Annotated in this window: 23 protein-coding genes, 1 pseudogene and 1 riboswitch; of the genes and pseudogenes, 9 read left to right on the plus strand and 15 right to left on the minus strand. The window is 72.7% G+C overall.

Features of this window, described 5'->3' with window-relative positions; translation table 11 throughout:
* Positions 1–41 precede the first annotated feature (41 nt).
* The 9 genes from gcvP to J1M46_RS06845 all read right to left on the minus strand — a co-directional run bounded on the left by gcvP (position 42) and on the right by J1M46_RS06845 (position 10,664).
* On the minus strand, positions 42–2,894 hold the full coding sequence (gene gcvP, locus J1M46_RS06805; protein WP_206447128.1) for an aminomethyl-transferring glycine dehydrogenase: 2,853 nt from the start codon (positions 2,892–2,894) through the stop codon (positions 42–44).
* Entirely contained in the window at positions 2,894–3,253 is a 360-nt protein-coding gene (gene gcvH, locus J1M46_RS06810; RefSeq protein WP_206447129.1) for a glycine cleavage system protein GcvH, read from the minus strand. Before gcvH ends, gcvP begins: the two co-directional genes overlap by 1 nt.
* A gap of 2 nt (positions 3,254–3,255) precedes the next feature.
* Positions 3,256–4,383 carry a glycine cleavage system aminomethyltransferase GcvT gene (gene gcvT, locus J1M46_RS06815; protein WP_206447130.1) on the minus strand — a complete coding sequence of 376 codons (1,128 nt, stop codon included), beginning with the start codon at positions 4,381–4,383 and terminating at the stop codon, positions 3,256–3,258.
* A gap of 62 nt (positions 4,384–4,445) precedes the next feature.
* Positions 4,446–4,532: riboswitch (glycine riboswitch) on the minus strand.
* Between the two features lie 29 nt (positions 4,533–4,561).
* Positions 4,562–4,945 carry a monovalent cation/H(+) antiporter subunit G gene (mnhG, locus tag J1M46_RS06820; protein WP_206447131.1) on the minus strand — a complete coding sequence of 128 codons (384 nt, stop codon included), beginning with the start codon at positions 4,943–4,945 and terminating at the stop codon, positions 4,562–4,564.
* Complete coding sequence (locus J1M46_RS06825; RefSeq protein WP_206447132.1) at positions 4,942–5,316, minus strand: monovalent cation/H+ antiporter complex subunit F; 375 nt, start codon at positions 5,314–5,316, stop codon at positions 4,942–4,944. The genes mnhG and J1M46_RS06825 overlap by 4 nt, the downstream gene beginning before the upstream one ends.
* Entirely contained in the window at positions 5,316–5,846 is a 531-nt protein-coding gene (locus J1M46_RS06830; RefSeq protein WP_206447133.1) for a Na+/H+ antiporter subunit E, read from the minus strand. The genes J1M46_RS06825 and J1M46_RS06830 overlap by 1 nt, the downstream gene beginning before the upstream one ends.
* Positions 5,843–7,351, minus strand: coding sequence for a Na+/H+ antiporter subunit D (locus J1M46_RS06835; protein ID WP_206447134.1), 1,509 nt, complete (start codon positions 7,349–7,351; stop codon positions 5,843–5,845). The genes J1M46_RS06830 and J1M46_RS06835 overlap by 4 nt, the downstream gene beginning before the upstream one ends.
* The gene (locus J1M46_RS06840; RefSeq protein WP_206447135.1) at positions 7,351–7,839 is read right to left on the minus strand and encodes a Na(+)/H(+) antiporter subunit C; all 489 of its coding nucleotides are present in this window, start codon (positions 7,837–7,839) and stop codon (positions 7,351–7,353) included. The genes J1M46_RS06835 and J1M46_RS06840 overlap by 1 nt, the downstream gene beginning before the upstream one ends.
* The gene (locus tag J1M46_RS06845; protein WP_206447136.1) at positions 7,836–10,664 is read right to left on the minus strand and encodes a Na+/H+ antiporter subunit A; all 2,829 of its coding nucleotides are present in this window, start codon (positions 10,662–10,664) and stop codon (positions 7,836–7,838) included. The genes J1M46_RS06840 and J1M46_RS06845 overlap by 4 nt, the downstream gene beginning before the upstream one ends.
* A 110-nt stretch (positions 10,665–10,774) precedes the next feature.
* Between J1M46_RS06845 and J1M46_RS06850 the strand changes: the two genes are divergently transcribed.
* The 3 genes from J1M46_RS06850 (at position 10,775) to J1M46_RS06860 (ending at position 16,228) form a co-directional block, all read left to right on the plus strand.
* Positions 10,775–11,929, plus strand: coding sequence for an exonuclease SbcCD subunit D (locus J1M46_RS06850; RefSeq protein ID WP_206447137.1), 1,155 nt, complete (start codon positions 10,775–10,777; stop codon positions 11,927–11,929).
* Complete coding sequence (locus tag J1M46_RS06855) at positions 11,926–14,928, plus strand: AAA family ATPase (protein ID WP_206447138.1); 3,003 nt, start codon at positions 11,926–11,928, stop codon at positions 14,926–14,928. The genes J1M46_RS06850 and J1M46_RS06855 overlap by 4 nt, the downstream gene beginning before the upstream one ends.
* A gap of 133 nt (positions 14,929–15,061) precedes the next feature.
* Positions 15,062–16,228: an LOG family protein gene (locus J1M46_RS06860; RefSeq protein ID WP_206447139.1), complete on the plus strand. Its 1,167-nt coding sequence runs from the start codon at positions 15,062–15,064 to the stop codon at positions 16,226–16,228.
* Here J1M46_RS06860 and J1M46_RS06865 read toward each other — a convergent pair.
* A complete protein-coding gene (locus tag J1M46_RS06865) occupies positions 16,225–16,929 on the minus strand; it encodes a hypothetical protein (protein WP_342384306.1) in 705 nt (234 codons plus the stop codon). The two genes, J1M46_RS06860 and J1M46_RS06865, sit on opposite strands and share 4 nt — an antisense overlap.
* Positions 16,930–16,995: 66 nt before the next feature.
* Here J1M46_RS06865 and J1M46_RS06870 point away from each other — a divergent pair, with 66 nt between their 5' ends.
* Complete coding sequence (locus tag J1M46_RS06870) at positions 16,996–17,481, plus strand: general stress protein (protein WP_241249046.1); 486 nt, start codon at positions 16,996–16,998, stop codon at positions 17,479–17,481.
* Positions 17,482–17,542: 61 nt separating this feature from the next.
* Here the strand turns inward: J1M46_RS06870 and J1M46_RS06875 are convergent, their stop codons facing one another.
* Complete coding sequence (locus J1M46_RS06875; protein ID WP_206447140.1) at positions 17,543–19,093, minus strand: MDR family MFS transporter; 1,551 nt, start codon at positions 19,091–19,093, stop codon at positions 17,543–17,545.
* An 83-nt stretch (positions 19,094–19,176) separates the two neighbouring features.
* Entirely contained in the window at positions 19,177–19,584 is a 408-nt protein-coding gene (locus tag J1M46_RS06880; RefSeq protein WP_206447141.1) for a VOC family protein, read from the minus strand.
* Positions 19,585–19,688: 104 nt separating this feature from the next.
* Here J1M46_RS06880 and J1M46_RS06885 point away from each other — a divergent pair, with 104 nt between their 5' ends.
* The 5 genes from J1M46_RS06885 to J1M46_RS06905 all read left to right on the plus strand — a co-directional run bounded on the left by J1M46_RS06885 (position 19,689) and on the right by J1M46_RS06905 (position 23,249).
* The gene (locus J1M46_RS06885; protein WP_206447142.1) at positions 19,689–20,330 is read left to right on the plus strand and encodes a TetR/AcrR family transcriptional regulator; all 642 of its coding nucleotides are present in this window, start codon (positions 19,689–19,691) and stop codon (positions 20,328–20,330) included.
* The gene (locus J1M46_RS06890; RefSeq protein ID WP_206448762.1) at positions 20,327–21,391 is read left to right on the plus strand and encodes an FUSC family protein; all 1,065 of its coding nucleotides are present in this window, start codon (positions 20,327–20,329) and stop codon (positions 21,389–21,391) included. The genes J1M46_RS06885 and J1M46_RS06890 overlap by 4 nt, the downstream gene beginning before the upstream one ends.
* 40 nt (positions 21,392–21,431) lie before the next feature.
* The gene (locus J1M46_RS06895) at positions 21,432–22,052 is read left to right on the plus strand and encodes a CDP-alcohol phosphatidyltransferase family protein (RefSeq protein WP_206447143.1); all 621 of its coding nucleotides are present in this window, start codon (positions 21,432–21,434) and stop codon (positions 22,050–22,052) included.
* Positions 22,049–22,510, plus strand: coding sequence for a hypothetical protein (locus J1M46_RS06900; RefSeq protein ID WP_206447144.1), 462 nt, complete (start codon positions 22,049–22,051; stop codon positions 22,508–22,510). The genes J1M46_RS06895 and J1M46_RS06900 overlap by 4 nt, the downstream gene beginning before the upstream one ends.
* Before the next feature lie 76 nt (positions 22,511–22,586).
* On the plus strand, positions 22,587–23,249 hold the full coding sequence (locus J1M46_RS06905; protein ID WP_206447145.1) for a DsbA family oxidoreductase: 663 nt from the start codon (positions 22,587–22,589) through the stop codon (positions 23,247–23,249).
* Between the two features lie 89 nt (positions 23,250–23,338).
* Here J1M46_RS06905 and J1M46_RS15750 read toward each other — a convergent pair whose 3' ends face one another.
* The 3 genes and pseudogenes from J1M46_RS15750 to J1M46_RS06915 all read right to left on the minus strand — a co-directional run bounded on the left by J1M46_RS15750 (position 23,339) and on the right by J1M46_RS06915 (position 26,119).
* Positions 23,339–23,569, minus strand: a complete 231-nt coding sequence (locus J1M46_RS15750; RefSeq protein WP_342384417.1) for a hypothetical protein — start codon at positions 23,567–23,569, stop codon at positions 23,339–23,341.
* Positions 23,570–23,672: 103 nt separating this feature from the next.
* A pseudogene (locus tag J1M46_RS15755) lies at positions 23,673–23,807 on the minus strand (hypothetical protein); the annotation flags it as partial.
* A gap of 179 nt (positions 23,808–23,986) precedes the next feature.
* Positions 23,987–26,119, minus strand: a complete 2,133-nt coding sequence (locus J1M46_RS06915) for a DEAD/DEAH box helicase (RefSeq protein WP_446698568.1) — start codon at positions 26,117–26,119, stop codon at positions 23,987–23,989.
* Positions 26,120–26,136: the final 17 nt, after the last annotated feature.

A 26,136-nucleotide genomic window follows, 5' to 3' on the forward strand; every position in this document is an offset into this window, starting at 1 on the left:
GGACCGCGGTGCGACTGCGGTCCCCGCGCCTGCGCAGGGCGTCAGGCGAAGGCCTCCACCGGCGGGCAGCTGCAGACGATGTTGCGATCGCCATAGGGCTGGTCGATGCGGGAGACCGGCGGCCAGTACTTGGCGCGCTCGACGCCCGGCACCGGGAAGACCGCCTGCTCGCGCGTGTAGACGCGATCCCAGTCGCCGTGGACGATCGAGCCGGCGGTGTGCGGCGCGCCGCGCAGCGCGCTATCGGCCAGCGCCACCTCGCCTCGGCCGATCGCATCGGCCTCCGCCTTGATCGCGATCATGGCGTCGATGAAGCGGTCGATCTCGGCCAGGTCCTCCGACTCGGTCGGCTCGACCATCAGCGTGCCGGCGACCGGGAACGACATGGTCGGGGCGTGGAAGCCGTAGTCGACCAGCCGCTTGGCGACGTCGTCGTTGCTGACGCCGGTCGCCTCCTTGAGCGGGCGCAGGTCGAGGATGCACTCGTGCGCGACCAGCCCGTGCTCACCCGTGTAGAGCACAGGGAAGTGCTCCTGCAGGCGGGCGGCGACGTAATTGGCTGCCAGCACCGCGCTCGCGGTCGCCTTCGTCAGGCCCTCGAGGCCCATCATGCGCACGTACGCCCATGAGATCGGCAGGATCGACGCCGAGCCCCACGGAGCGGCCGAGAGCGGGTTCGCGCCCACGCGCACGCCGTCGATCAGCTCCGACTCCTCGCGCGGGTCGCGCGGCAGGAAGGGCGCCAGGTGCGCCTTCGCCGCCACCGGGCCGACGCCGGGACCGCCGCCGCCGTGCGGGATGCAGAAGGTCTTGTGCAGGTTCAGGTGCGACACGTCGCCGCCCATGTCGCCGAACGTGGCGTGACCGAGCAGGGCGTTGAGGTTGGCGCCGTCGATGTAGACCTGGCCGCCCGCCTCGTGCACCGCGTCGCACACGCGCCGGATCTCCGACTCGTACACGCCGTGCGTCGACGGGTAGGTGATCATCAGGCCCGCGAGATCGTCGGCGTGCGCCGCGATCTTCGCCTCCAGGTCGTCGAGGTCGACGTCGCCGTTCGTGCTGGTGGCGACGACCACGACGCGGCAGCCGGCCAGCACGGCGCTGGCCGCGTTCGTGCCGTGCGCCGAGGCGGGGATGAGCACGACGTCGCGGTGCTGCTCGCCGCGCGAGCGATGGTAGCCGCGGATGGCCATCAGGCCGGCGAGCTCGCCCTGCGCGCCGGCGTTCGGCTGCAGCGAGACGGTGTCGTAGCCGGTGATGCGCGCGAGCCACTCCCCCAGCTGATCGATCAGCGCGAGCGACCCTGACGCGTCCTCGATCGGCCCGTACGGGTGCAGCTGCGAGAACTCGGGCCAGGTGATGGCCTCCATCTCGGCAGCGGCGTTGAGCTTCATCGTGCAGGAGCCCAGCGGGATCATGCCGCGGTCGAGCGCGTAGTCGCGATCGGAGAGCCGCTTCGCGTAGCGCATCAGCTGCGTCTCGGAGCGGTGCGCGCGGAACACCTCGTGCGTCATGAACTCGCTCGTGCGCACGAGCGAGGAGGGGATCGCGCGCGGCTCGGAGCCGACCGCCGAGGTGTCCTCGAACTCGAGCGCCTCGAGCAGGCGCTCGAGCGGCACGCCCGTGCCGATCTCGGCCCAGGTCTCGTCGAAGGAGACGTGCAGGGTGTCGTCGTCGACGACGTGCACGAGGATGCCGGCCGCGCCCGCGCGGGACTGCAGCTCGCGCGCCCGGCCCGGCACACGCATCCGCACTGTGTCGAAGAAGGCCTCGTGCACCAGCTCGGCGCCGGCCGCCCGCGCCGAGCGGGCGAACCGGGTGGCCACCGAGTGCACGCCCTCGGCGATCGCGGTGATGCCGTCGGGGCCGTGGTAGACGCCGTACATCGAGGCCATGACGGCCAGCAGCACCTGCGCGGTGCAGATGTTGCTGGTGGCCTTCTCGCGGCGGATGTGCTGCTCGCGCGTCTGCAGCGTCAGGCGGTAGGCCGGGTAGCCGTCGGCGTCGACGGAGACCCCGACCAGGCGGCCGGGCAGCTGGCGGGTGAGCTGCTCGGCGACGGCCATGAAGCCGGCGTGGGGGCCGCCGAAGCCCATCGGCACGCCGAAGCGCTGCGACGAGCCGACGGCGATGCGGGCGCCCTGGGTGCCCGGCGCCTCGATCAGGGCGAGCGAGAGCAGGTCGGCCGCCGCGACGGGCACGCCGCCCATCTCGGTGGAGGCGGCGAAGATGCCGCTGGCATCCCAGACGAGGCCGGATGCGCCGGGCAGCTGTGCGACGACGCCGAAGGACTCGGGGAGGTCGGCCGGGGCCGTCCGGGCGAGCGGCAGCTCGACCAGCTCGATGCCGGTCGCGTGCGCGCGATGGCGCAGGAGCGCCTTCGACTGCGGCAGCAGGTCGGTGTCGACGACGAAGACGCTGGAGGCCGACTTCGAGGCGCGGCGCGCCAGCAGCATGGCCTCGACGACGGCGGTGCCCTCGTCGAGCATCGACGCGTTCGCGATGTCGAGGCCGGTGAGGTCGGCGACCATGGTCTGGAAGTTGATGAGCGCCTCGAGGCGGCCCTGGCTGATCTCGGGCTGGTAGGGCGTGTAGGCGGTGTACCAGGAGGGGTTCTCGAGGATGAGTCGCTTGATCGGCGCGGGCGTCACGGTGCCGTGGTAGCCGAGGCCGATGGCGCTGTGGCGCACCCGGTTGCGGCCCGCGAGCTCGCGCAGCTCGGCGAGCGCGGCGGTCTCGGAGGCGGCCTCGCCGATGTCGCTGCCGGCGGTGCGGATGCCCGCGGGCACGGCGGCATCCATGAGCGCCTCGAGCGAGTCGAAGCCGACCGCTTCGAGCATCACCTGCTGCGCCGCCGCATCCGTGCCGATGTGGCGGTCGACGAACGGCCGCATCAGGCGGTGAGCTCGCGGTATGCGGCCTCGTCGAGCAGCTCGGCCTGCTCGCTGAAGCGCAGCTTCACGAGCCAGCCGTCGCCCTCGGCGCCGCTGTTGACGAGCGAGGGGTCGCCCGCGACCGCGTCGTTGACCTCGACGACCTCGCCGGCGGCGGGGGCGATGAGCTCGCCCACCGACTTCGTCGACTCGATCTCGCCGAGCGACTCGCCGGCGGCGAAGGTGCGGCCGACGCCGGGCAGCTCGACGTAGACGACGTCGCCGAGCTGCGCCTGCGCGAAGTCGGTGATGCCGACCGTGGCGACGTCGCCCTCGGTGCGGATCCACTCGTGGTCCTTGGTGTACTTGGTCTCGCTCATGCTCAGGCCTCTCGCTTGTAGAACGGCAGCTGGGTGTGACGCGCGGGCAGCTGCGTGCCGCGCACGTCGACGGTCAGGGAATCGGAGGTCGCCGAGCCGGGCTCGACCAGGGCCATCGCGATCGGGTGGCCGAGCGTGGGCGCGAGCGCGCCACTGGTGACGGCGCCGACCACGCGGTCGCCGTCGAGCACCGGGTAGCCGGCGCGGGGTGCGCGGCGGCCGTCGGCGGTGAGGCCGATGAGCACCGGGGCGTCGTCGGCGGGGCCGGCCTCGACGGCGGCGCGGCCGACGAAGTCGCCCTTGGTCTTCAGCGCCACGACGCGGCCCAGGCCCACCTGCACCGGCAGCACGTCGAGCGAGAGCTCGTGGCCGTACAGCGGCATGCCGGCCTCGAGCCGCAGCGTGTCGCGGGCGGCGAGGCCGCAGGGGGTCAGGCCGTGCGTCTCGCCGGCGAGCACGAGCGCACGCCAGAGGTCCTCGGCGGCGTGGGCTGCGATGTACAGCTCGAAGCCGTCCTCGCCGGTGTAGCCGGTGCGGGCGATCAGCACGTCCTCGCCCTCGAAGATGCCCGGCAGGGCGCGGTAGTACCGCAGCGGCTCGAGCGGCTCGGACTCGAGCCCGATGGCGCTGACGATCGCGAGGGCGGCGGGGCCCTGCACGGCGACGAGGCCCGTCTGCTCGGTCTCGTCGACGATCTGCGCGTCGAAGCCCGCAGAGCGAGTCGTGAGCGCGTCGAGGGCCGCGTGGCGGTTGGATGCGTTGGCGACGACCAGGTACTCCGTCTCGCTCGTGCGGTACACGATCAGGTCGTCGATGATGCCGCCGTGCTCGGCCAGCAGCAGCGAGTACTTCGCCTGCCACAGCTCGATGGCGGAGAGCCGGCCGGCGAGCGCGAAGTCGAGGAACTCCGCGGCGCCGCCGCCGCTGACGCGCAGCTCTGCCATGTGGCTCAGGTCGAACAGGCCCGCGCGCTGGCGCACGGCCTCGTGCTCGGCGAGATCTGAGCCGTAGCGCACCGGCATCTGCCAGCCGGCGAAGTCGATCAGCTGCGCTCCGGCATCCTCGTGCACGGCGAGCAGCGGCGTCGCCGGGGCTGCGCCTCCGGTCGCGGTCGCATCCGTTGCGGTCATGAGTCCTCCATCGGTCTGGACTCCCCCACTGTCGCCGATCGCGCGGATCAACTCCAGTGTGGCCTTCCCGAGCGGTTCTAGGACCTGAGAGTTTGGCGGGGAGGCTTGCTCCTTCGGTGCCCCCTGAGGGGCTCTCCCGCCCGGGCGTGCAGCGGCCGGCTGTGTGTTGCTGCCGATCCTACCCGGTCTGCCGCTCCTCGTCAGGCTCATCATCGTCGTCGGGCTCATCCTCCGGCGTGCGGTCGTCGACCACCACGATGTCAGCGCGGAACTGGCCCGTTCGGTAGGCGGCCTTCCCCATCATCTGCGTCGCCACCGGAGCGGTCACCAGCTGCATGCCGGCGGCCAGGATGAGCATCGTCGTGGCACCCGGGTCGCGCAGCACGATCGCGAGCCCCGAGCACAGCAGCAGGAACCCGAGCGTCTGCGGCTTGGACGCGGCGTGCATCCTATTGAGCACATCCGGCAGCCGCACGAGGCCGATCGCCGCGGTGAGGGTGAACCCCGCGCCGATCAGGATCAGGACGGAGCCGAGCACGTCGAGGACAGCGTCGAGCGTCATGGCCGCGCCTCCTCGTCATCGGCGGAAGCGTCGCCGGGCGCATCGCCTTCGGTCGGGTCGCCGTCGACGGGGCCGGGTGAGGCCGGGGCCGCAGCCGGCCCCGGCCCGACGACGCCGCCACGGCCGGCGACGAAGCGCGCCATCGAGACCGTCCCGGCGAAGGCGAGCAGCGACAGCACGACGATGACGGCGAGCGTCGACCCATCGTGGTTGATCGCCGCGGCAACGGTCAGCGAGCCGGCCACGGTGGTGATGAGCACATCGGTGGCGACCACGCGGTCGGCGGGCCCGGGCCCGCGGACGATGCGGATGAGCGTGAGCGAGGCCGCGACCACCAGCATCACGCCCGCGATGGCGAGCACGACATCCATCAGTCCACCTCCAGGAGCGCTCGGTCGGCCGCTGTGCCGAAGGCGCGCAGCGCGGTCGCCTCGGTGCGCAGCACGTTGGCCCGCGCGCGCTCGACGGCTGCCGGCGTCGAGGCATCGAACACGTGCACGAGCAACCAGCGCTCCCCTGCGTCGAGCGCCACCGAGCCGGGAACCAGCGTCACGAGCTCCGCGGTGATGGCGGTGATGAAGGCGGAGCCGCTGCGCAGCCGCACCTCGATGATGGCGTTCTTGGTCGGCCGCCAGAACGCCAGCACCTTCGCCGCGACCTGGAAGCTCGACACCGTCAACCCCCACAGTGTCACCAGCACGAGCCGGGCGAAGCCGATGGGCCGGAACGACTCGAGCTCCGGCACGTCCGGCAGCGGGAACAGCACCTGGATGAGCAGCGCGATCAGCAGCCCCCAGACGGCGGCGCCGAGCGTGAACTCGCCCCACAGCATGACCCATACGACGGCGAGGCCGATCGTCGCGACGAGCGAGACCCGGTAGCGCAGCTTCGGCCGCTTCATGGCAGCGCCTCCTCGACGGCGACCGTGTATGCCCCGCCCTGGATGTCGACGGCGGCGCGGTAGGCGAAGTCGGTCAGCGGTCCGGCGATCACCGTCAGCAGCACGGTGATGCCGACCAGGCCGGAGGCCGCGACGACCCAGATGCGCGGCAGCACGCGCAGCGAGTGCACGCGGTCGTCGTCCTCGCCGCGATCCTGCCAGAACGCGCGCTGCCAGACGCGGATGACCGCGATGAGCGTCAGCAGGCTGGTCGCGACGCCCGCGATGACCGCGAGCAGCGCGAGCGGTGTCTCGGTCGCGAGCGCCGCATCCATCAGCGCCACCTTGCCGAGGAAGCCCGAGAACGGCGGGATGCCGCCCAGATTGAGTGCCGGCACCAGGTACAGCACCGCCAGCAGCGGCACGGAGGCCAGCCCGCCGAGGCGCGCGAGGCTCGTCGAGCCGCCCACGCGCTCGATGAGCCCCACCACGATGAACAGCGCGGTCTGCACCAGGATGTGGTGCACGATGTAGAAGATCGAGGCGCCCAGCCCCGCCACCGTGCCCAGCGCGATGCCCAGCAGCATGTAGCCGATGTGGCTCACCAGGGTGAACGAGAGCAGACGCTTGATCTCGCCCTGCGCGAGCGCGCCCAGGATGCCGAGCAGCATGGTGAGGATCGCGACCACCAGCAGCAGGTCGGTCAGCGGGCTGTCGGGGAAGAGCAGCGTCTGCATGCGGATGATCGCGAAGACGCCGACCTTGGTCAGCAGGCCGGCGAAGACGGCCGTGACGCTCGCGGGGGCCGTCGGGTAGGAGTCGGGCAGCCACGACTGCAGCGGGAAGATGGCCGCCTTGATGCCGAACACCACCAGCAGGAGCAGCTGGATCACCAGCTGCAGCCCCGGATCGAGCGCCGCGAGCCGCTCGGGCAGCTGCGCGAAGCTGACGGTGCCGGTCGCGCCGTAGACGATCGAGATGGCGAGCAGGAACAGCGTCGACGACAGCACGCTGACGACCACATAGGTGGAGCCCGCGCGCACGCGCTCCCTGGTCGCGCCGAGCATGATCAGCACGTAGGACGAGAACAGCAGGATCTCGAAGCCGACGAACAGGTTGAACAGGTCGCCGGCGAGGAAGGCGTTCGAGACGCCGGCGGTCAGCACCAGGAAGGTCGGGTGGAAGACGGAGACCGGCGCGCCGTCCGCGCTGTCGGAGACATCCCGCCTCGAGGGGAAGATCACGACGATCGCCGTGACGATGCTCGAGACCAGCACCATCAGCGACGAGAGCCGGTCGGCGACCAGCACAATGCCCAGCCCGTCCGGCCAGGCCCCGACCCACAGCACGATCGGACCCTGCGCATCCGCCGCGAGGCACAGGATCAGGGCGAACACCGCCACCAGGCCGAGCGTGGTGCCGGAGACGATCTTCTGCCACGCGGGATGGCGGGCGAGGATGAGCGTGATGCCGGCCGCCAGCAGCGGCAGCAGCACGGGGATCGGCACGAGGTTCGAGAGATCCATCAGCGCGCCTCCTCATCCTCGGCGCGGCTGCCGGTCTCCCGCTCGAACCTGCCGCCGGACTCGGAGTCGTCCCTGCCGCCGGACTCGGAGTCGCTGTCGGAGATGTCGACGTAGGCCTCGCTGGAGAGGTCGGCCTCTGCGCGCCGGCGGACGATGGCATCCTCGACGTCGTCGGCGACCTCGTCGTGGCCCTCCAGCTGGAAGGAGCGGTAGGACATCGCGAGCAGGAATGCGCTCGTCGCAAGGGTGATGACGATCGCCGTGAGCACCATCGCCTGCGGCAGCGGATCGGCGATGGTCTCAGGATCCGCGCCGACGAGCGCCGCATCTCCTGCGGGACCGGCGGAGACCAGGAACAGCAGGTTGACGCCGTTGCCCGCGAGCATCACGCCCGCGAGGATGCGCATGAGGCTGCGCTCGAGCAGCAGGTAGACGCCTGCCGCGATCAGCACGCCGCCGGCGATCGCGAGGATGAGCGTGGGGGTCATCGCCGCACCCCCTCGCCCGGCAGCGAGCGATCCGAGCGCCACTGGGGGCGCGGCGCCACGTTCTGCTCGCTGTGCAGGTCGATGCCCGCGCCGAGCGAGCGGACGAAGTCGAGCATCGCGCCGATCACGATCAGCCAGACGCCGATGTCGAAGAAGAGCGTCGTGACGAGCTTCTGATCGCCCAGCAGCGGCAGCGTCGCCTCGATCGCGTAGGACTCGCCGATCCGGCCGCCGATCAGCACCGGCCAGATGACGCTCAGCACCACGACGGCCATGCCGCCGCCGAGGAGCTTGCCCGCGTCGAAGGGCACCGCCTCGAGCAGCTCCTGCCCACCGCCTGCCAGGTAGCGCACGGCGAGCGCGATGCCCGCGACCAGTCCGCCGGCGAACCCGCCACCCGGCGCGTTGTGGCCGACGGCCAGCAGGTAGATCGAGACGGTCATCATCACGGGGAACAGCAGTCGCGTCATCATCTCCAGCACCGGCGAGGCGAGCTGCTCGGAGGTGAACGCGCCGCGCAGCCAGGTGCGGCGCCCGGTCGCGGAGGGCGAGCGCCGCAGCGCGCCCGCAGTGGGCCGCCGCACGAAGATGAGGCTCGCCACGCCCGTCGCCGCGGCGAGCACGACGGCGACCTCGCCCAGGGTGTCCCAGGCGCGGATGTCGACGAGCGTGACGTTGACGATGTTCGCGCCGTGGCCGAACTCGTAGGCCCAGCGGTAGAAGCCGTCGGAGATGGGCTCGGCCGTGCGCGACTGGAGCGCCGCCAGCGAGGCGAGTGCCGCGAAGGTGCCGACCGCGATGCCGAGCGCCGCGCGTATGTACCGGGCGGCGCGCAGCGGGCGGTCGGTGAAGTACTTCGGCAGCCGCCGCAGCACGAGCACGAGGATGACGAGGAAGACGGTCTCGGTGAGCGCCTGGACGAGCGCCAGATCCGGCCCACCGTGCAGCAGGAACAGCAGCGCGACCCCGTAGCCGACGACCGAGAGCAGCATGAAGGCCTTGAGGCGGCCGCGGGTGGTGGTGGCGATGATGGCCGCGATGCTCACGATCACCGCGGTCGCCACCTGGCCCGCGGAGTCGTACAGCCGCACGTCGCTCGTGAGCGCGCCCGACAGGAGCAGCGCGATGCCGGGGAAGGCGACCACCACGAGCAGGATGGTGGTGAGGTGCATCGGCAGCGAACCGGTCTGCGTGCGTCCGGTCACCTCGACAGCGAGGCGGTCCAGCGCACGCATCCCTGCGTGGTACCCCCGCTCGAGCGGATCCTGCCCGTGCGGTGCGCGACGGCGGCCACCGAAGGAGCGGTGCACCAGCGCGCCGAGCAGCCAGGCGATCATCGAGGAGACCAGCGCGGGCGTGAAGCCGTGCCAGAGCGCCAGTTGCGGGGCGTCCTCTCCGGCAGGCACCGCCTCGACCTGCGGTTCGAGCAGCTGCGAGATGAGCTCGCCGCTGAAGCCGCCGACGAGTCCGATCAGCGCGAGCAGCACCGGAGCGATGACGAGGATGCGCGAGCGCCGCTTCGGCTCGGTCACGAGGGCGCCGAAGAAGGTGCCCACCACGAACCGCAGCGAGTAGGCGACGGTGAGCGCAGCCCCCACCGCGATGCCGAGGAACGCGAGCCAGCCGATCGCCAGCATCCCTCCCTCGGCGTCGCGGAGCGCGGCGTCGAGGGCCGCTTCCTTGCCGAGGAAGCCAAGCGCGGGCGGGATGCCGGCCATCGACGCGGCAGAGAGGATCGCGGCGCCCGCGGCCACGGGCATCCGTCGTGCCAGGCCACCGAGCTCGCGCAGGTCGCGCGTGCCCGTCGACTTGTCGACGACACCGACGACCATGAACAGCGCCGCCTTGAAGACGGCATGCGCCGCGAGCAGCGTGAGCCCTGCCTGCATTGAGGCGTGCGTGCCGATGCCCAGCACCGTCACCAGCAGGCCGAGCTGGCTCACCGTGCCGTGCGCCAGCAGCACCTTGATGTCGAGCTGGCGCATCGCGCGCACCGCGCCGAGCAGCATCGTGACGATGCCGAGGCTGACGAGACCCCAGCGCCACCAAGGCAGCTCGACGAAGGCCGGGCTCAGCGCCGCGATCAGGAAGATGCCGGCCTTCACCATCGCGGCGGCGTGCAGGAATGCCGAGACCGGCGTCGGTGCCGCCATCGCGCCGGGCAGCCAGTACTGGAAGGGCACGATCGCCGACTTCGACAGCGCGCCAACGACCATCAGCGCCGCGGCCCAGGCGGCGGCGGTCGTCTGCGGTGGCTCGGCGAGCGTGGCAGCGAGCGAGAAGGTGCCGGTCTCGGCCTTCAGCAGCATGATGCCGGTGAGCATGGTGAGCCCGCCGATGGTGGTGACGATGAGCGCGGTCTGCGCCGCCCGCCGATTGCTGGCTGAGCGATGGTTGAGGCCGACCAGCAGGTAGCTGAAGATGGTCGTCAGCTCCCACCCGACCATCAGCACGATGAGGTCGTCCGAGAGCACCAGCAGCAGCATCGAGGCGGCGAACCCGGTCAGCAGGCCGACGGTGCGGGAGGCGAGCGTGTGCGACTCGAAGTACCAGGCGCAGTAGACGAAGATCAGTCCGCCGACGCCGAGCACGACCATGGCGAGCAGCCACTGCAGCGCGCCGAGCCGCAGGTCGATCGCGATGTCGAGCGCCGGCATCCACTCGATGCGCTCCTGCAGGATCTCGCCCGCGGCGACCGCAGGGCCCTGCATCCCGAACCAGACAGCGGCCGCGATGCTGGCCGCGGCCGGCAGCAGGAAGACGAACCGCCCCAGGCGACTGCTGAGCGCGCTGGCGACCACGCCGAGTACGGCGAGTATCGACACAGTGAGCAGCACGCGGCGGAGTCCCTTTCGAGCACGGGCAGGGGCTGCGTCCACTCTACCGGCGCGGCATGGCGTCGAAGTGCGTCGGTGGCCGCCCGTAGCGTGGAGGCATGCGGCTGCTGCACACCTCCGACTGGCACGTCGGGCGCACCTTCCATGGTGCCGACACCCTCGATGCGCTGACGGATGCGCTGGGTGCCATCGCGCGGATCGTGCGGGAGCACGGGGTCGACGTCGTGCTGGTCGCGGGCGACGTCTACGACTCGGCGATGCCCTCGGGCCGCCACGTCGAGGCGCTCACCCGGGCGCTGCAGGAGATCCGCGCCGCGGGCGCACAGATCGTGCTCTCGAGCGGCAACCACGACGCGGCGGCGCGGCTGGGCGCCAACGCCGGCTTCGCGAGCGCCGGCGGCCTGCACCTGAGCACCCGCGCCCTCGAGCCCGACTCGTGGCGCATCGAGCTGGCCGACGACCACGGGCCGGTGCACGTCTTCGCGCTCCCCTACCTCGAGCCGGTCGCGATGCGCTCGTCGCTGCCCGAGGCCGGCATCGCGAACCAGGCCGACGCCATCGGCTGGGCGATGGGCGCCGTGCGCGCGTCGCTCGCCGCGTCTCCCGCGCGCTCGGTGGTGCTCGCGCACTGCTTCGCCGCGGGCGTCGCGGAGCCCGAGGACGACGCCCCGCGCGACATCACCGCCGGCGGCCTCGACGTCGTGCCGCTGGCGCGCTTCGCCGGCATCGACTACGTCGCGCTCGGCCACCTCCACTCGCGGCAGGAGCTCGCGCCCTCGGTGCGCTACTCCGGCGCGCCCCTGCACTACTCGTTCAGGGAGCGCTCGCCGCAGCGCGGCGGCTGGCTCGTCGATCTCGATGCGGATGGGTTGGCACACGTCGCGTGGGTCGACCTGCCGGTGCCGAGGGCGCTCACCACGATCGAGGGCGAGCTCGACGCGCTGTTGGCCGACGAGACGCTCGCCGGCACCGAGGACGACTGGGTGCGGGCGCTGCTCACCGACCGGCTGCGGCCGATCGACGCGATGCGGCGCCTGCAGGAGCGCTGGCCGCACGCGGCCGAGGTGCAGTGGACCGGCGGGCAGGATGCGCCCGCGGCCGAGCTGCGCGCACGGCTCGCGCGACGCAGCGAGGCCGAGGTGATCGGCGACTTCCTCGAGCACGTGCGGGCAGGCGTCGGGCCGAGCGAGGCCGAGGCGGCGCTCGTGCGCGACGGCCTCGCTCGCGTCGCGGCCGCGGAGATCGCGCAGTGAGGCTGCTGCGCCTTGAGCTGTCGGCGTTCGGTCCCTTCCGCGACCGCTTCGAGATCGACTTCGCGTCCTTCGACGCCGACGGGCTGTACCTGATCGCCGGGCCGACGGGCGCCGGCAAGTCGACCATCCTCGACGCCGTCGCCTACGCGCTGTACGGCAGCGCGCCGCGCTACGACGGCGCGCCGCACGTGCGCAGCGACCTGGCAGGCCCCGGCGACCTCACCTGGGTGGAACTCGAGTTCGCGCTCGGCGAGCAGGTGCTGAAGGTGCGGCGCACGCCCGAGTACGAGCGGCCGAAGCTGCGCGGCACCGGGTTCACGAGGGAGCGCGCGACGGCGACGCTGTGGATGCGGCAGGGCGACGCGTGGGAGACCCTGGCGACCCGCACCGACGAGGCCAGTACAGAGGTCGCCCGACTGCTGGGCCTCCGCAAGGACGAGTTCCTGACCGTGATCCTGCTCGCCCAGGGCGGCTTCGCCGAGTTCCTGCTCGCCGAGAGCAAGGCGCGGAAGGTGCTGCTCGAGCGGCTCTTCGGCACCGGGAGCCTGCGCCAGCTGCGCGAGCTGCTGGTCGCCGACGCGAAGGCCGTCGATGCCGAGCGCGCCTCGCTGGAGCGCACCCGCGACGATCGCGGCGAGCGCGTGCGCGACGCCGCGCTGTCGCTGCCGGCCGAGGATGCCGGGGCGCCGGCGGAGGGCGACCTCGACGAGGCGACGCTGGCGATGCTCGAGGCCCGCATCGCGGCGCACGTCGAGCACGCTGCCGGCCGGAGCGCGAGCGCGGCCGGGGCGGAGCGCGAGGCGCGCAAGGCGCGCGACGCGGCCGCGACGCTGGTCGCGCGTATCGACCGTCGCGATGCGGCGCTTGCCGCGCTCGAGCGGCTCGACGCGGCCGCCGAGGCGATCGACGCCGACCGCGCCCGGTTCGCCGACGCGCTGCGGGCGGCGGAGGCCGCTGCGCCCCTCGACCGCTGGAGCCGTGCAGACGGCCAGGCCGCCAGGGCCGCGGACACGCTCGCAACGGCCGGCGCTGCGCTGGCGGACGACCTCGAGCTCGGCGCCCTCGACCGCGGCGACCTCGAGACGGTGCGCGACGCCGTGCTCGCCCAGCACGCGGCCGCGGTCGACGATGCCGCGCGCGCCACGGCGACCCAGCAGCTCGAAGCCTCGATCCCGGGGCTCGAGCGCGCGGCGAAGGCGGCGGCGACGGGTGCGCAGGCTGCAGCAGCAGCGGTCGGTGCGGCGAAGCAGCGCATGGCGGACGCGCCTGCCGCGCGCTCGCAGCTGGTCGACGCGCGGGAGGCCGCGACGGCGACCGCCGCGGGCGCGGAGGCGGCTGCTCGCCGCGTCGTCGATGCGACCGCGCGGCTGACCGCCCGCGACGAGGCCGACGCGCTCGCCGAGCCGCTGGCCGCGGCGCGGGAGTCGGCGTCGCAGACCGCGGCGGCGCAGCGACGCACCGCCGACGAGCTGCACCGCCTGCAGGCAGCGCGCATCGACGGCATGGCGGGCGAGCTGGCGAGCGAGCTGAGCGACGGCGAGCCCTGCCCGGTGTGCGGCGCGGCCGAGCACCCGGCGCCCCACCCGCCCGCGTCGGAGGCCGTCACTGCGGAGGACGTCACCGCGGCGCTCGATCGCAGCCGGCGCGCGCTCGAGACAGCGAGCGCCGCGAACGACGCGCTCGCCGAGCTGGAGCAGCGGCTCGCCGCGCACGAGGGGCGTGCGGGCAGCGACGACCGCACGGTGCTCGAGACCGAGCTGGCGAGCGCGCAGGCCGCGCAGACGGCGGCCGCCGACGCCGAGCTCGCCCGCGACGCCGCCGTGCGCGCGCTGCAGGAGCACGACGAGCACGCCGCTCTGCTCGAGGCGGAGGTGGCGGCGCTCGAGGCGCGCGCGGCCGTGGCGAGCACCGCGACAGCGACCGCGGCAGCCCGGCGCGACGATGCCCGCGCACAGCTCGCGGACGCGCTCGGCGAGCACGTCGACGCCGCGGCGCTGCTGCGCACCGCCACCCGCCGGCGGGATGCGCTCCGCCGCTGGCTCGACGCCGACGCCGAAGCGGAGAAGGCGCTCGCCGAGCAGACCGCGGCGGCAGCCGCCGGCGCCGAGGCACTGGCCGAGCACGGCCTGCCGGATCGCGCGGCGACGCTCGCCATGCGCGCCGATCCGGCCGCGCGCGATGCGCTCCGCGACCGCATCGCCGCGCAGGACCGCGCGGTCGCGAGCGCACAGGGCGTGCTCGCGCAGCCGGACCTCGCCGATCTGGGTGAGCGGCCGGAGCTCGCGCCGCTCGAGGAGGCGCTGCGCGCCGCCGCGACGGCCGCCGCCGAGGCGGCCAGAGCGGCAGCGGCGGGCGAGACGACCCGAGACCATGCCGCCAGGGACCTCGCCGCGGCGCGGGACGCCATCCGCTCGCTCGCCGAAGGCGCGGAGCACGCCGAGACGGTGCGCTCGCTGGCCCGCGCGCTCGACGGCAAGAACGAGCGCGCGCAGGACATCGAGACGTATGTGCTGGCGACACGGCTCGCGACGATCATCGACGCCGCGAACCTGCGGCTGGCGGCGATGACCGACGGCAGGTTCACGCTCGTGCACGACGAGGGGCGCGCCTCGCACGGGCGCGCCAGCGGGCTCGGCATCGAGGTGCTCGACGCGCACACCGGCGTCGCCCGCACCACCAGGTCGCTCTCCGGCGGCGAGACCTTCCTCGCCTCGCTCGCGCTGGCGCTCGGCCTCGCCGACGTCGTGCAGGCGGAGGCGGGCGGCGTCTCGCTCGAGACGCTGTTCGTCGACGAGGGCTTCGGCTCCCTCGACCAGGACACCCTCGAGGCGGCCATGGCGACGCTCGACGAGCTGCGCGCCGGCGGGCGCAGCGTGGGCGTGATCAGCCACGTGCAGCAGATGCAGGAGCGCATCCCCTCCCGCATCCGCGTGGTGCCGATGCCGGGTGGCGGCAGCCGCATCGCGGTGACGCCGGGCGCCGTGAGCCCGAGCGTGTGACGGCCGGCACCGCGTCGTCGAGCACTGCGGCGGCGCCCCGATCGGCGACCCCAGCGCCAACCGCCGGAGCCGCGATTGGAGATTCCGCACAGGCTCGGCCAGCGCGCGGCGGGGCGTGGGTAGGCTCCCCCGCATGGGCGACTTCGATCAGCGACCGCAGCACGGCCGACGGCTCGACATCTCGACGCTCGCCGCCTTCGACCGGTTCGCCGCCAAGACCAGCAGCATGTACGGCTGGCGCGTGCAGGATCTCGACCTGCGGCAGCGGGGCGACACGCTCGCGTCGCTGCACGGCTACGGCGCGCTCATCATGGGCTCCGAGCTGCCGCAGGACCAGAAGGAGCGGCTGATCGGCGAGGGCGCGCTGGTGTTCGACGACGTGCCCGACACGCCGTTCAACGCCTACCGCTCGTCGCTGTACGCCCCCGACGACCTCGTGGAGGGCATCGAGCGCGGCTACCCGGCGAGCTTCGACGCGCGCGTCTACGCGTGGTCGCGCACCCGCCACCACGACGTCGCCGACACCCTGGCGGCCGCGCTCCACGACCACTCGATCGACGCCGCGCTCGCCGAGTGGGTGCAGGGCAAGCTGATCGTCGGCGTCATGGGCGGCCACGCGCTCACCCGCGACTCGGCGGAGTACCGCCAGGCGGCGCACCTCGCGCACGGGCTCGCCCGGGCCGGCCGGGTCGTCGCGACCGGCGGCGGGCCGGGCGCCATGGAGGCCGCCAACCTGGGCGCCCGCGCGGTCGCGCTCTCGCCCGACCAGCTCGACGCCGCGATCGATGAGCTCGCTGCGGTGCCCTCGTTCCGCGGCTCCATCGCGGCGTGGATCGAGTCGGCGCGCGCGGTCGCCAAGCGCGTCGGCGACGGCGTCTCGCTCGGCATCCCCACCTGGCACTACGGCCACGAGCCGCCCAACTCGTTCGCGACCTCGATCGCGAAGTACTTCCAGAACTCGGTGCGCGAGGACATCCTGCTGCGCGTCGCGAACGCCGGCATCGTGGTGCTGCCCGGCGGCGGCGGCACCGTGCAGGAGATCTTCCAGGACGCGTGCGAGAACTCCTACGCCGAGGAGGGCGCGTGGGCGCCGCTGGTGCTGCTCGGCGAGCGCTACTGGACCGAGACGCTGCCGGCGTGGCCGCTGCTGCAGGCGGTCATGCGCGACCGGCCCGGCGAAGCCGGCATCGCCCTGGTCGACACGGTGGCGGATGCGGTGGCCGCGATCTCGGCGTTCGACCCGGTCGTCGACGGCGCGGGCGCCGACCTCCACGCCGCCGCCCCCGAAGATCGCCGCTAGGCCTCGATCTCGCCCGCGATGCGGCGCTCGATGTCCTGCGTCGTCGCATCCGGCAGCGCGATGAGGCCGTCGAGCTCCCTGCGCGCCTGCTTGTAGGCGCTCTGCCGCTCTGCCGGCGTGGACGCCTCGTTCTCGGCCAGCGCCATGAGCCGCTGCGCCGACTCCAGCCGGCTGCGCTCGGCGTCGCTGAAGCCCGACTGCGCGCGACGCTTCGCCTCGCGCACCGCCGCCTCGAAGGCCACCTCGTAGTCGCGCACGGCCTCGCGGTAGCGCTCGAGCGCCCCCGCTGCCCGCAGCTCCCCCCGCTCTGCGGGGCGCAGCCCGTCGGCGACCCGCTTGGCGCGGTGGAAGGTCTGGGTCAGCGGCTCGCGCATGTCGGTCACGAGCGGGTAGTCGATGAGCTTCGCCACGTCGAGCTCGAAGTCGAGCCAGCGGCGATCGATCTCGTCGTGATCGACCAGGATGCGGTCGATCTGCCGGTCGCGGTCGGCCAGATCCGCCTGCGCGTCGGCCTGGCGCTGCTGCGCCGCCGTGGCCGCGACGGGCGCGATCGGGGCGCGGCGCACGCGCTCGAGCTCGATGCGGTCGCGGCGACGGCGCTCGTTGTACTTGGCGGCGCCGCCGACCCATCCGCCCACCACCGGCCCGATGACGAAGATGAGCCACCAGTAGTCGCCGGCGAAGCTCAGGATGTCGTCCACACAGCCAACCTATCGACGGCGGGTGCGATGATCGTGGAAGACGCCCGCACGGCACCAGGAGGCACCATGACCGACACCCAGAATCCGATGCAGGGCCGCACGGCCCCCACGCCACCGTCGACCACGATCGCCGAGTTCGACACCTACGAGCAGGCGCAGGCGCTCGTCGACCGGCTCTCGGACGCGAAGTTCGCCGTCGAGCACGTGCGCATCGTCGGCACCGGGCTCCGCACCGTCGAGCAGGTGCTCGGCCGCATGACCTACGGCCGCGCCGCACTCGGTGGCGCGATGGCCGGCGCCTGGTTCGGTCTCTTCGTGGGGCTGCTGTTCGCGCTCATCGGCGCCGGGGGCTGGGTCTGGCTGATCTGGGCGTTGCTCATGGGCGCCGCCTTCGGCATGATCGCCGCAGTCGTGCAGCACGCCATGACCGGCGGCAAGCGCGACTTCACGAGCGTCCAGGCGCTCAAGGCCGAGCGCTACGGCGTGCAGGTCACGAACGAGCACGCCGCGGAGGCCGTGCGCGTCATGGGGCAGCCCGCGCCGACCGACTGATCCACAGACGACGCGAGAGGCCGGGAGCGATCGTCCGCTCCCGGCCTCTCGTACTGCCGCGTCAGTGCGCGGTGACCACCAGGCCGTCAGGCTCCTGGCCATCCGCCGCCGAGACGGGCGTTGCGGCCTCGTCGTGCTCCGGTTCGTCGGGCACCTCGTCGGCGGGCTTCCGCAGCCAGAAGGTGGCGGCGACGCCCAGCACCCACAGCGCGGCGGCACCCATGAAGGCGATGCGCGCGCCCTCGAGCAGCGCCTCGCCGCTCGCGACGCCCTCGGCGACCAGCTGCGTCTGCCGGGTCGCCATGATGGTGACGAACGCGGCGGTGCCGGCGGCGCCCGCGACCTGCTGCACGGTGCTGATGGTCGCCGAGCCGTGCCCGTACAGGTGCTTCGGCAGCGCCGCGAGCGAGACCGTGAACAGCGGAGGGAACGTGAACGCGAAGCCCAACATCAGCACCATCTGCATGATGAGCACCATCCACCAGGGCGTCGAGATGTGCAGCGTCGTGTAGAGCACCAGCGCCGCCAGCACCACCAGCGCGCCGGGGATGACCAGCGGCCTCGGCCCCCAGCGGTCGTAGAGGTTGCCGACCACCGGCCCGAGCAGGCCGGTCATGAGCGCACCGGGCATGGTGATGAGCCCGACGTGCAGGGGCTCCAGGCCCATCGAGTCCTGCAGCACGAGCGGCAGCATGATCAGGGTGCCGAACATGGCGGCCATCGCGATCGTCATGACCACGACGGATGCGGTGAACAGCGGGTGCCGGAAGGTGCGCAGGTCGAGCAGCGCGTCGTCCGAGCGCTGCAGCCGCAGCTGCCGCAGCACGAAGGCGGCCAGGCTCACCGCGCCGACGCCGAGCGCGACCGGCAGCTGCCAGGCGGGGAGCCCCTCGGCACCGATGAGCGAGAGCCCGTAGACGAGGCCGCCGAAGCCGAGGGCAGCGAGCGGGATGGAGAGCGTGTCGAGCCGGGGGCGGTGCGCCTGCGGCTCGCCGCCGAGCTTGCGCGCGCCGAAGAGCAGGAACAGCAGCGCGAGCGGCGCGATACCGAGGAAGATCCATCGCCAGGAGGCGAACTGCAGGATGACGCCGGAGACGGTCGGGCCGAGTGCGGGCGCGACCGACATCACCATCGAGATGGTGCCCATGAAGGCTCCGCGACGGGCGGGCGGGACGAGCTCCATGACCGTCGTCATCAGCAGCGGGAACACCAGCGCGGTGCCGGAGGCCTGCACGATGCGGCCGAGCAGCAGCAGCGGGAACGAGGGCGCGAAGCCGGCGATCAGGCTGCCGAGGATGAACGCGGCCATCGCCGTGACGTACAGCGTGCGCTTGCTGAAGCGCGCCATCAGCCAGCCGGAGGTCGGGATGACGATGGCCATGGTGAGCATGAACGCGGTGGTGAGCCACTGCGCGGCGCGCTCGTCGATCGCGAGCACCGGGTCTTGGATGAGCGTCGAGATGGCGACGTTCATCGCTGTCTCGTTGAGGATGACGACGAAGGCCGACACCAGCAGCGTCGCGATGGTCATGGCGCCACCGGGCGGCAGGCGCTGGATCGCGGGAGGGGTGGGCTGCGGCATGGGCCGCTGGTCGTGCGTTTCGGTCTGCATGGTGCTCCGAGAGGGCGACGACGAACCCAGCGGATGACGACCGCTGGGTTCGCGTCGCTGCGGGAAAGGTGGAGGGGCGCAGGTCAGCCCTGCGGGGCCTCCATGAAGAAGAAGTCGATGATGTGGCCGTCCGGATCGGTGAGCTGGCCGCCGTACATGCCCCACTCGTTGTCCTCGACCGGCTTGGAGAGCGTACCGCCTGCGCCGGTGCCCGCAGAGGCGAACGCATCGACCTCGTCGCGGCTTCCCAGCAGCATCGCCAGCAGGTTCTCCAGCGCGCCCTGCGGCGCGCGCTGCTGCTCGCCGGTGAGGAACTCGTCGAACTTCGCGTGCTCCAGCAGCATGATGGCGACCTGGTCGTTGATCACCACGCAGCTGCTCGTCTCGTCGCTGAAGACGGGGTTCTTCGCGAAGCCGAGCGCCTCGTAGAACGACGTCGCGCGGCCGATGTCGGCGACCGCGTAGTTGGGGAAGACCATCTGCACTGCCATGACTGCTCCTCGTGCGATCGGCGTGCTCCGCGCGCGGGCCGGGGGCGAGCACGCGTGTGAACGGCGTTCACATTAGCGCATGATCGCGCGTAGGATCAAGAGCGATGGCGAGATCGGGCTACTTCCACGGAGACCTCCGTCGGGCGCTGCTCGACGCGGGTCTCGAGGCGGCGCGTTCCGACGGTCCCGAGGGTGTCAGCGTGCGCGAGCTCGCTCGCGTCGCCGGTGTCGCGCCCTCCGCCGTCTACCGCCACTTCGAGGGCCACGACGAGCTCCTGTTCGAGCTGGCGCTGCGCGCGCAGTCGATGGTGGCGGATGCGATGGAGACCGAGCTCGCGCTCGTCCCGTCCGGCGACCGCCGGGCCTGGGCGGACGGCGCGATCGCCGCGACCGGCATCGGCTACATCCGCTTCGCCTGGCAGGAGCCGGGGCTGTTCCGGCTCGCGTTCCGCACCCGCGGCGATCTCGAGGCCGCCCACGACGAGCGCGGTCGGGGTGCCTGCGGGCGCACGCCGTACGAACAGCTCGAGCTGGCGCTCGACGCGCTCGTCGAGGTCGGCGAGCTGACCGAGCAGGAGCGGGCGGGGGCCGAGGCGCTGGCATGGTCGGCCGTGCACGGCTTCGCGGTGCTCACGGTGGAGGGACCGCTGCGCTCGCTCGATGCGCAGACCCGCGAGGCCTTCGCCGTCCGCATCGTCGAGATGGTGCGGCTCGGCCTCGCGCAGTGCGCGGGCACCCGCGCGTGAGCGCGCAGCGAGGCTCGGACGGGCACGGCGGCGTCTTCTGGCGCGAGAGCCTGCTCGCCTTCGGGCCGCACGCGGGCGCGCACCGCGTCGCGATCCGCGCGACCATCTCGACCCTCGTCCCGCTCGCGACGCTGCTGCTGATCGGCCGGCCCGAGTGGGCGCCGTGGGCGGCGTTCGGCGCCTTCACCGCGCTCTACGGCCGCAACCGCGTGCACCTGTCGCGGCTGACCATGCAGCTGACCGCCGCGGGCGTGCTCGTGACGATGGTCGGCCTCGGCTCGCTCGTCGCGACCCTGCCGATGCCGACCTGGCCGATGATCGCGGCCGGCGCGGTGCTGGCCGGGCTCATCTCGATCATCTCCGACGCCGAGGACTGGCACCCGCCCGGCCCGCTGTTCGCGCTGTTCGCCTTCTCGGGCTCCGCCTCGCTGCCGGGCGGCACGCTCGCCGACGCGGGCACCGCGACCGTGGTGGCCGCCGCATCCGCCGCCTTCGCCGTGCTGGTCGGCTCGACCGGCACGGCCATCCGGCGGGCGCGCGGCCTGCCCACCCCTCGCGGCGAGCTGACGCGCGACTGGACCCTGCGGGCCGGCCGCCGCGTGCAGCTGCGCCGCGTCGCGCGCTACGCGATCGGCGTGCTGCTGGCGGGCGGCATCGCGGTGCTGCTCGGCATCGGGCACCCCTACTGGGCGATGGTCTCGGCGCTCGTGCCGGTCTCCACCCCCACCTTCGCCGCCGGGGTGGTGCGCGGCACCCATCGCATGGCCGGCACCGTGCTCGGCGTGCTGCTCGCCGCCGGCGTGCTGGCGCTGCAGCCCTCGGCCATCTGGGTGGTGGTGCTGATCGTGGTGTTCACCTTCGGCGCCGAGCTGCTGGTGGGGCGCAACTACGGCATCGCGATGATCTGCATCACGCCGCTGGCGCTGCTGGCGGTGCATCTGGCGACGCCCACTCCGGTCGAGCAGCTGCTTGTCGACCGGCTGGTCGAGTCGGTCGTCGGCGCCCTGGTCGGCATCGTGGTCGGCTTCGCGACCCGGGGCTGGGCGCCGCGCCAGGCGTGACAGGCCGCCAGCCCCGATTCGGCTGTGCTATCAAGAGGACATGCCTCTCATCTCGGCTCGCGACCGCGATCCGGACGATCCCTTCTTCACCCGTGTCGTCACGGTGCCGAACGTGATCACGCTCGCGCGGCTGCTGCTGCTGGTGCCCGTGTGCTGGCTCATCGTCGCCGGCGCGGAGGGCTCGTGGCTGCCGGTCATCCTGCTGGCCCTGTGGGCCGCGACCGACTGGATCGACGGCGTGCTCGCCCGCGCGCTGCACCAGGAGTCGCGGATCGGCGAGGTGCTCGATCCCATCGCCGACCGCATCGGCATCATCGGCGTGACGCTGGCGCTCGCGCTCGGCGGCACCGTCGCTTGGTGGATGCTCGGCGTGATCGCGGCGGTCGACGTCGCCACGGTGGTGTTCGCAGGCAGGGCGGCGCACGCCGGCAGCATCCACGTCTCCTGGGTCGGCAAGGTGCGCACCGCGCTGCTGCTGACCGCGATCGTCGTGCTGCTGCTGGGCCAGACCGTGCTCGCGTGGGTGGCACCGGTGGGCATGACGCTGCTGCTGCTCGGCATCGGGCTGCACGTCGTGGCAGGCATCGACTACATCGTGCAGGCGCAGCGCCTGCGACGGGTGCAGACTGGTCACCGATCGGATCCTGAGGAGGCGCGATGACCGACTGGCTGGAAGACCGTGAGCGGATCGCGGCGCACGTCGAGGACGTGATGGCGGGGTGGCACGACACCGTCGAGCGCGTGCCCGGCGAGGACGGCGACGACGACACGATCGTCGCGCGGGACGGCGACACCGTGGCCGCGATCCTGCTGCTCGACGAGGAGAACGTCGATGCGATGGTCGAGGCCGAGGCCGACGGCACGCTCGCGCAGTGGCTGCGCGACGAGCTGGCGGAGGACGCCGAGCGCGATGACGACGAGCTCGACGCGAGTGAGGATGAGGACCTCGAAGCCGCTGCCGACGCGTGGCTGGGCGCCGACACGGCGGCCGAGACCACCTCGCTCGACGTCACGACCGAGCAGGCCGCCGCCGGCGACGCCGCTGCAGAGGACGACTTCGATCTCGACGACTGGGACGACCCGGAGGCCGACGCGCTGATCGACGAGCTGCCCCGCTGAGCTGAACCCGGGCGCTTGCCCATGAGGTTCTGCCGCGGCCGGGAATCAGACAGCGCACGTTCGCGTTGCCCCGAGCATGCAGATCGATATCTGGTCAGACGTGGCCTGCCCGTGGTGCTTCATCGGCAAGCGCCGGTTCGAGAAGGCGCTCGGCGCCTGGGAGCACCGGGACGAGGTCGAGGTCACCTGGCACTCGTACCAGCTCGACCCGACGCTCCCCGAGCACTACGAGGGCACCGAGGTCGAGTATCTGGCGAGCCGCAAGGGCATGCCCGTCGAGCAGGTGCAGCAGATGTTCCAACACGTGACGACGCAGGCGGCCGGCGAGGGCCTACGGTACGACTTCGACCGGCTCGTGGTCGCCAACAGCCTGCGCGCGCACCAGCTGCTGCACCTGGCGAAGGCGCACGGCAGCGCGGATGCGGTCAAGGAGGCACTGCTGTCAGCGCACTTCGAGCAGGGCGGTGACATCGGCGAGATCGACACGCTCGTCGCCATCGGCCTCGAGGCCGGTCTGGACGAGCGCGAGATCCGCGAAGCGCTCGCGGACGAGCGCTACCTGCCCGCCGTGCGGGCCGACATCGCGCAGGCGCAGCAGATCGGTGTGAACGGCGTGCCGTTCTTCGTGTTCGACATGCGATTGGGCCTCTCGGGCGCGCAGCCGGCGGAGGTCTTCACGCAGGCGCTCGAGCAGGCGCGCGCCGCATCGCTCGACGAGGCCGCGCCGGTCTCCGAGTAGCGCGCCTTGAGCGGTAGACCTGCCCGCCACCGGTTGGCTCGCAGCACCCGCGCTCGCGGGCAGGCCCACCGGTCAGTGCAGACCGCCGCTCACGCGGGGCGGCGAGCCAGGTAGACCCACTCGCGGCCCGGCCGGTCTGGCGCGTCGCGCACGTCGACCAGCTCGAAGCCGGCCTCGGCGAGCGAGCGCTCGATGCGCTCTCGGCTGCGGAACCGCAGCGTCGAGACCGAGTCGATACGGAGGCCGTCGCGGTGGAAGACCGTCGGCGAGACGAACGTGACGAGCGGCCCGTCGGGCTCCGAGGTGTCGACGCCCGTCACCTCCACCCAGTCCTCGACCGGCGTGCCAGTCGGCGTCGTCGATGAAGACCTGCGCGACGTTCGCCGTCATGGTCGCGACGTCCGCGCCCAGCGGCAGCAGCGCATCCGTCGCCTCCAGCTCCTGCAGGGTGCCCACGTGCCACCGCACGCGCTCGGCGCCTGGCTTGCTGCGGGCGACGTCGACGGATGCGCGGGCCGGGTCGACGCCGACGACCTCGATGCCGCGGTCGGCGAGCATCAGCGCGAACGTACCGGTGCCGCAGCCGATGTCGAGCACCGAGCGCGCGCCGAGCTCGTCGACCGCGATGGTCGCATAGACCTCGAGGTCGCTGCGATCGGGGTCGAGCGGGTCGTAGACCGCCGCGAGCCGCGGATGCGCGAAGATCGCGTCGGCCACGCCCACTCCCCCGGCTGCCGCTAGGCCTGCGCGCCGCGCGCGACGATCGCGTCGTGCAGCATGCCCTCGACCGCCGCGAGCCGCAGGTCGCCGCTCGTGGGCTCGTCGCCGGCGGCGCCGTCGATCGCGCGGCCGACGAGGCCCGCCTTCGTGTCGAGCAGCTCGGCGATGCGGGTGTCGATCGTCTGCGCGGCGAGGATGCGCCACACGGTGACCGGCATCTGCTGGCCGATGCGGTGGATGCGGTCGATCGCCTGCGTCTGCTCGGCGTCCGTCCACGACAGCTCGGCGAGCACCATGTCGGCGGCCGCCTGCAGGTTGACGCCGACACCGGCAGCCATCAGCGAGCAGACGATGACCTGCACCGAGGCGTCGTTCGTGAAGGCGTCGATCGCCTTCTGCCGCTGGGTGGGCGTCTGGTCGCCGCGGATCGAGACCGTCTTGATGCCGGCCTTCGCGAGCGTCGCCTCCGCCGTGTCGAGCACGTCGATGTGCTTCGCGAAGAAGACCACCTTGCCGACCGAGTGGGCGAGCTGCGCCGCGTAGTCGGCGGCCAGGTCGGCCTTCGCGCGGCCGATGCGGCGGGCGAGCGCGAAGACGTTCTCGCCCGTGCTGCCCTCCTGCGTCTCGACCTCGCCGCGGGCGATGCGGTGCACGAGGTCGTCGTCGACGCCCTCGTCCTCGTCGGCGGAGCGCTGCAGCATGGCCGCGTCGTAGCGGCGCAGCATGCGGTCGACGAGCTCGCGCTCGGCGGCCCGGATCGAGCGCACCTCGGATTCGTCGAGCTCGACCGGGATGTCGGCGATGCGGCGAGCGGGGATGTCGCTGGCGACGTCGATCTTGCGGCGCCGCACGATGCCCATATCGATGACCGCCTTGCGGGCCGCGGGGTAGAAGCCGCGGTCCATGGGCGTCAGCCCGATCTCCTCGAGGTCGTCGGTGAGCTCGGCGTTCGGCTCCTTGTGGTCGATCCAGCCGAGGAAGCGCCAGATGGCTCCGAAGTCCTCGATGTCGTTGATGAGCGGCGTGCCCGTCAGCGCCATCAGCAGCGGGTTGCCCACGCGCTCGCGCATGGCGGCGGCGATCTGCAGCACGTGGCGCGACCGCTTCGAGCGGGTGTTCTTGATGAAGTGCGCCTCGTCGACCACCATGCCGCGGAAGCCGAAGGTCTCCAGCCAGCCCAGGTGGCGGTCGAGCACCTCGTAGTTGACGATCACGACGTCGGCGAACGCGTCGAGCTCGTTGCCGTCGCCCTGCACGACCGCGGCGCGACGGCCGGGCACCCAGCGCTCGGTCTCGCGGGCCCAGTTGATCTTCACGACGCTCGGTGCGACGACCAGCAGGGGGAACGCATCCGCCGCCTGTGCCGCGAGCAGCGCCTGCGCGGTCTTGCCGAGGCCGGGCTCGTCGGCGAGCAGGAACGAGCGGTGCCCGTCGCGAGCGGCCTGCACGAGCTGCGCCTGGTGGTGCATGAGCTCCTCGCCGCCGGGGGCGACGCGCTGCTTGGGCTCGGGCATCGGCATGCAGGCCGGCTTGCCGTCGGCCGCCACCTCGAACGAGAGGTACAGCGGCGAGAGCAGGTCGAAGCCCGCCAGCCGGTCGCGCTCGGGCTTGCGGCGCAGGTGCGTGAGATCGGGCTCGAGGAAGGGGTTCGCGAGCGCGACGCGGCGCACCGATGGCGGCACGACCTGCGGCGCTTGCGGCTCCTTCGACTCGGGCTCGGCGGCGGGCTCGGGCTCGGGCTCCGGCTCGAGGCCGGCGGCGAGCAGCATCTCGCGCTTGCGCTCCCGCACGGCGTCGGTGACCGGGGCGCCTTCGCCCAGCAGCGGCAGCAGCGTGGGCTCGCGGCTCGCGGCCTTCGCCAGGATGACGGCGATGCCGTCGAGCCGCTTGAGGTCTTCGGTGCGCTCGGCAGGCGTCAGCGCGGCATCGCTCTTGACGCGAGCCCGCTCTTCACGGGCGAGCTGCGCGACGACCTGCAGCTTCACGCGCGTCGAGCGCGAGGCGGCCCCGCGCTTGACGCCCGCCTCGACCTGCCGGACGGCGCGGGCGAGCTGCGGGATGAGGGCGTCGCGGTCGCGCGACGGCCCGGTGGATGCGTCCGACGGGTTCTCGTCCGTCTGCGGCGCATCGATGGTTGCGGCGTCTGCCACATGTCCTCCATTCGAGG

Origin of the sequence: Agrococcus sp. KRD186 (assembly GCF_017168255.1) — a bacterium.
Lineage (GTDB): Bacteria > Actinomycetota > Actinomycetes > Actinomycetales > Microbacteriaceae > Agrococcus.

Excerpts from the sequence above, each read along its gene's own strand:
- J1M46_RS06870 (WP_241249046.1), top strand. The coding sequence starts at position 16,996 with ATGACCGACACCCAGAATCCGATGCAGGGCCGCACGGCCCCCACGCCA.
- J1M46_RS06825 (WP_206447132.1), bottom strand. The coding sequence starts at position 5,316 with ATGGATGTCGTGCTCGCCATCGCGGGCGTGATGCTGGTGGTCGCGGCC.
- J1M46_RS06900 (WP_206447144.1), top strand. The coding sequence starts at position 22,049 with ATGACCGACTGGCTGGAAGACCGTGAGCGGATCGCGGCGCACGTCGAG.
- J1M46_RS06895 (WP_206447143.1), top strand. The coding sequence starts at position 21,432 with ATGCCTCTCATCTCGGCTCGCGACCGCGATCCGGACGATCCCTTCTTC.
- J1M46_RS06830 (WP_206447133.1), bottom strand. The coding sequence starts at position 5,846 with ATGAAGCGGCCGAAGCTGCGCTACCGGGTCTCGCTCGTCGCGACGATC.
- gcvP (WP_206447128.1), bottom strand. The coding sequence starts at position 2,894 with ATGCGGCCGTTCGTCGACCGCCACATCGGCACGGATGCGGCGGCGCAG.
- J1M46_RS06905 (WP_206447145.1), top strand. The coding sequence starts at position 22,587 with ATGCAGATCGATATCTGGTCAGACGTGGCCTGCCCGTGGTGCTTCATC.
- J1M46_RS06885 (WP_206447142.1), top strand. The coding sequence starts at position 19,689 with ATGGCGAGATCGGGCTACTTCCACGGAGACCTCCGTCGGGCGCTGCTC.
- J1M46_RS06880 (WP_206447141.1), bottom strand. The coding sequence starts at position 19,584 with ATGGCAGTGCAGATGGTCTTCCCCAACTACGCGGTCGCCGACATCGGC.
- J1M46_RS06875 (WP_206447140.1), bottom strand. The coding sequence starts at position 19,093 with ATGCAGACCGAAACGCACGACCAGCGGCCCATGCCGCAGCCCACCCCT.
- J1M46_RS06835 (WP_206447134.1), bottom strand. The coding sequence starts at position 7,351 with ATGGATCTCTCGAACCTCGTGCCGATCCCCGTGCTGCTGCCGCTGCTG.
- J1M46_RS06860 (WP_206447139.1), top strand. The coding sequence starts at position 15,062 with ATGGGCGACTTCGATCAGCGACCGCAGCACGGCCGACGGCTCGACATC.
- J1M46_RS06850 (WP_206447137.1), top strand. The coding sequence starts at position 10,775 with ATGCGGCTGCTGCACACCTCCGACTGGCACGTCGGGCGCACCTTCCAT.
- gcvH (WP_206447129.1), bottom strand. The coding sequence starts at position 3,253 with ATGAGCGAGACCAAGTACACCAAGGACCACGAGTGGATCCGCACCGAG.
- mnhG (WP_206447131.1), bottom strand. The coding sequence starts at position 4,945 with ATGACGCTCGACGCTGTCCTCGACGTGCTCGGCTCCGTCCTGATCCTG.
- gcvT (WP_206447130.1), bottom strand. The coding sequence starts at position 4,383 with ATGACCGCAACGGATGCGACCGCGACCGGAGGCGCAGCCCCGGCGACG.
- J1M46_RS06840 (WP_206447135.1), bottom strand. The coding sequence starts at position 7,839 with ATGACCCCCACGCTCATCCTCGCGATCGCCGGCGGCGTGCTGATCGCG.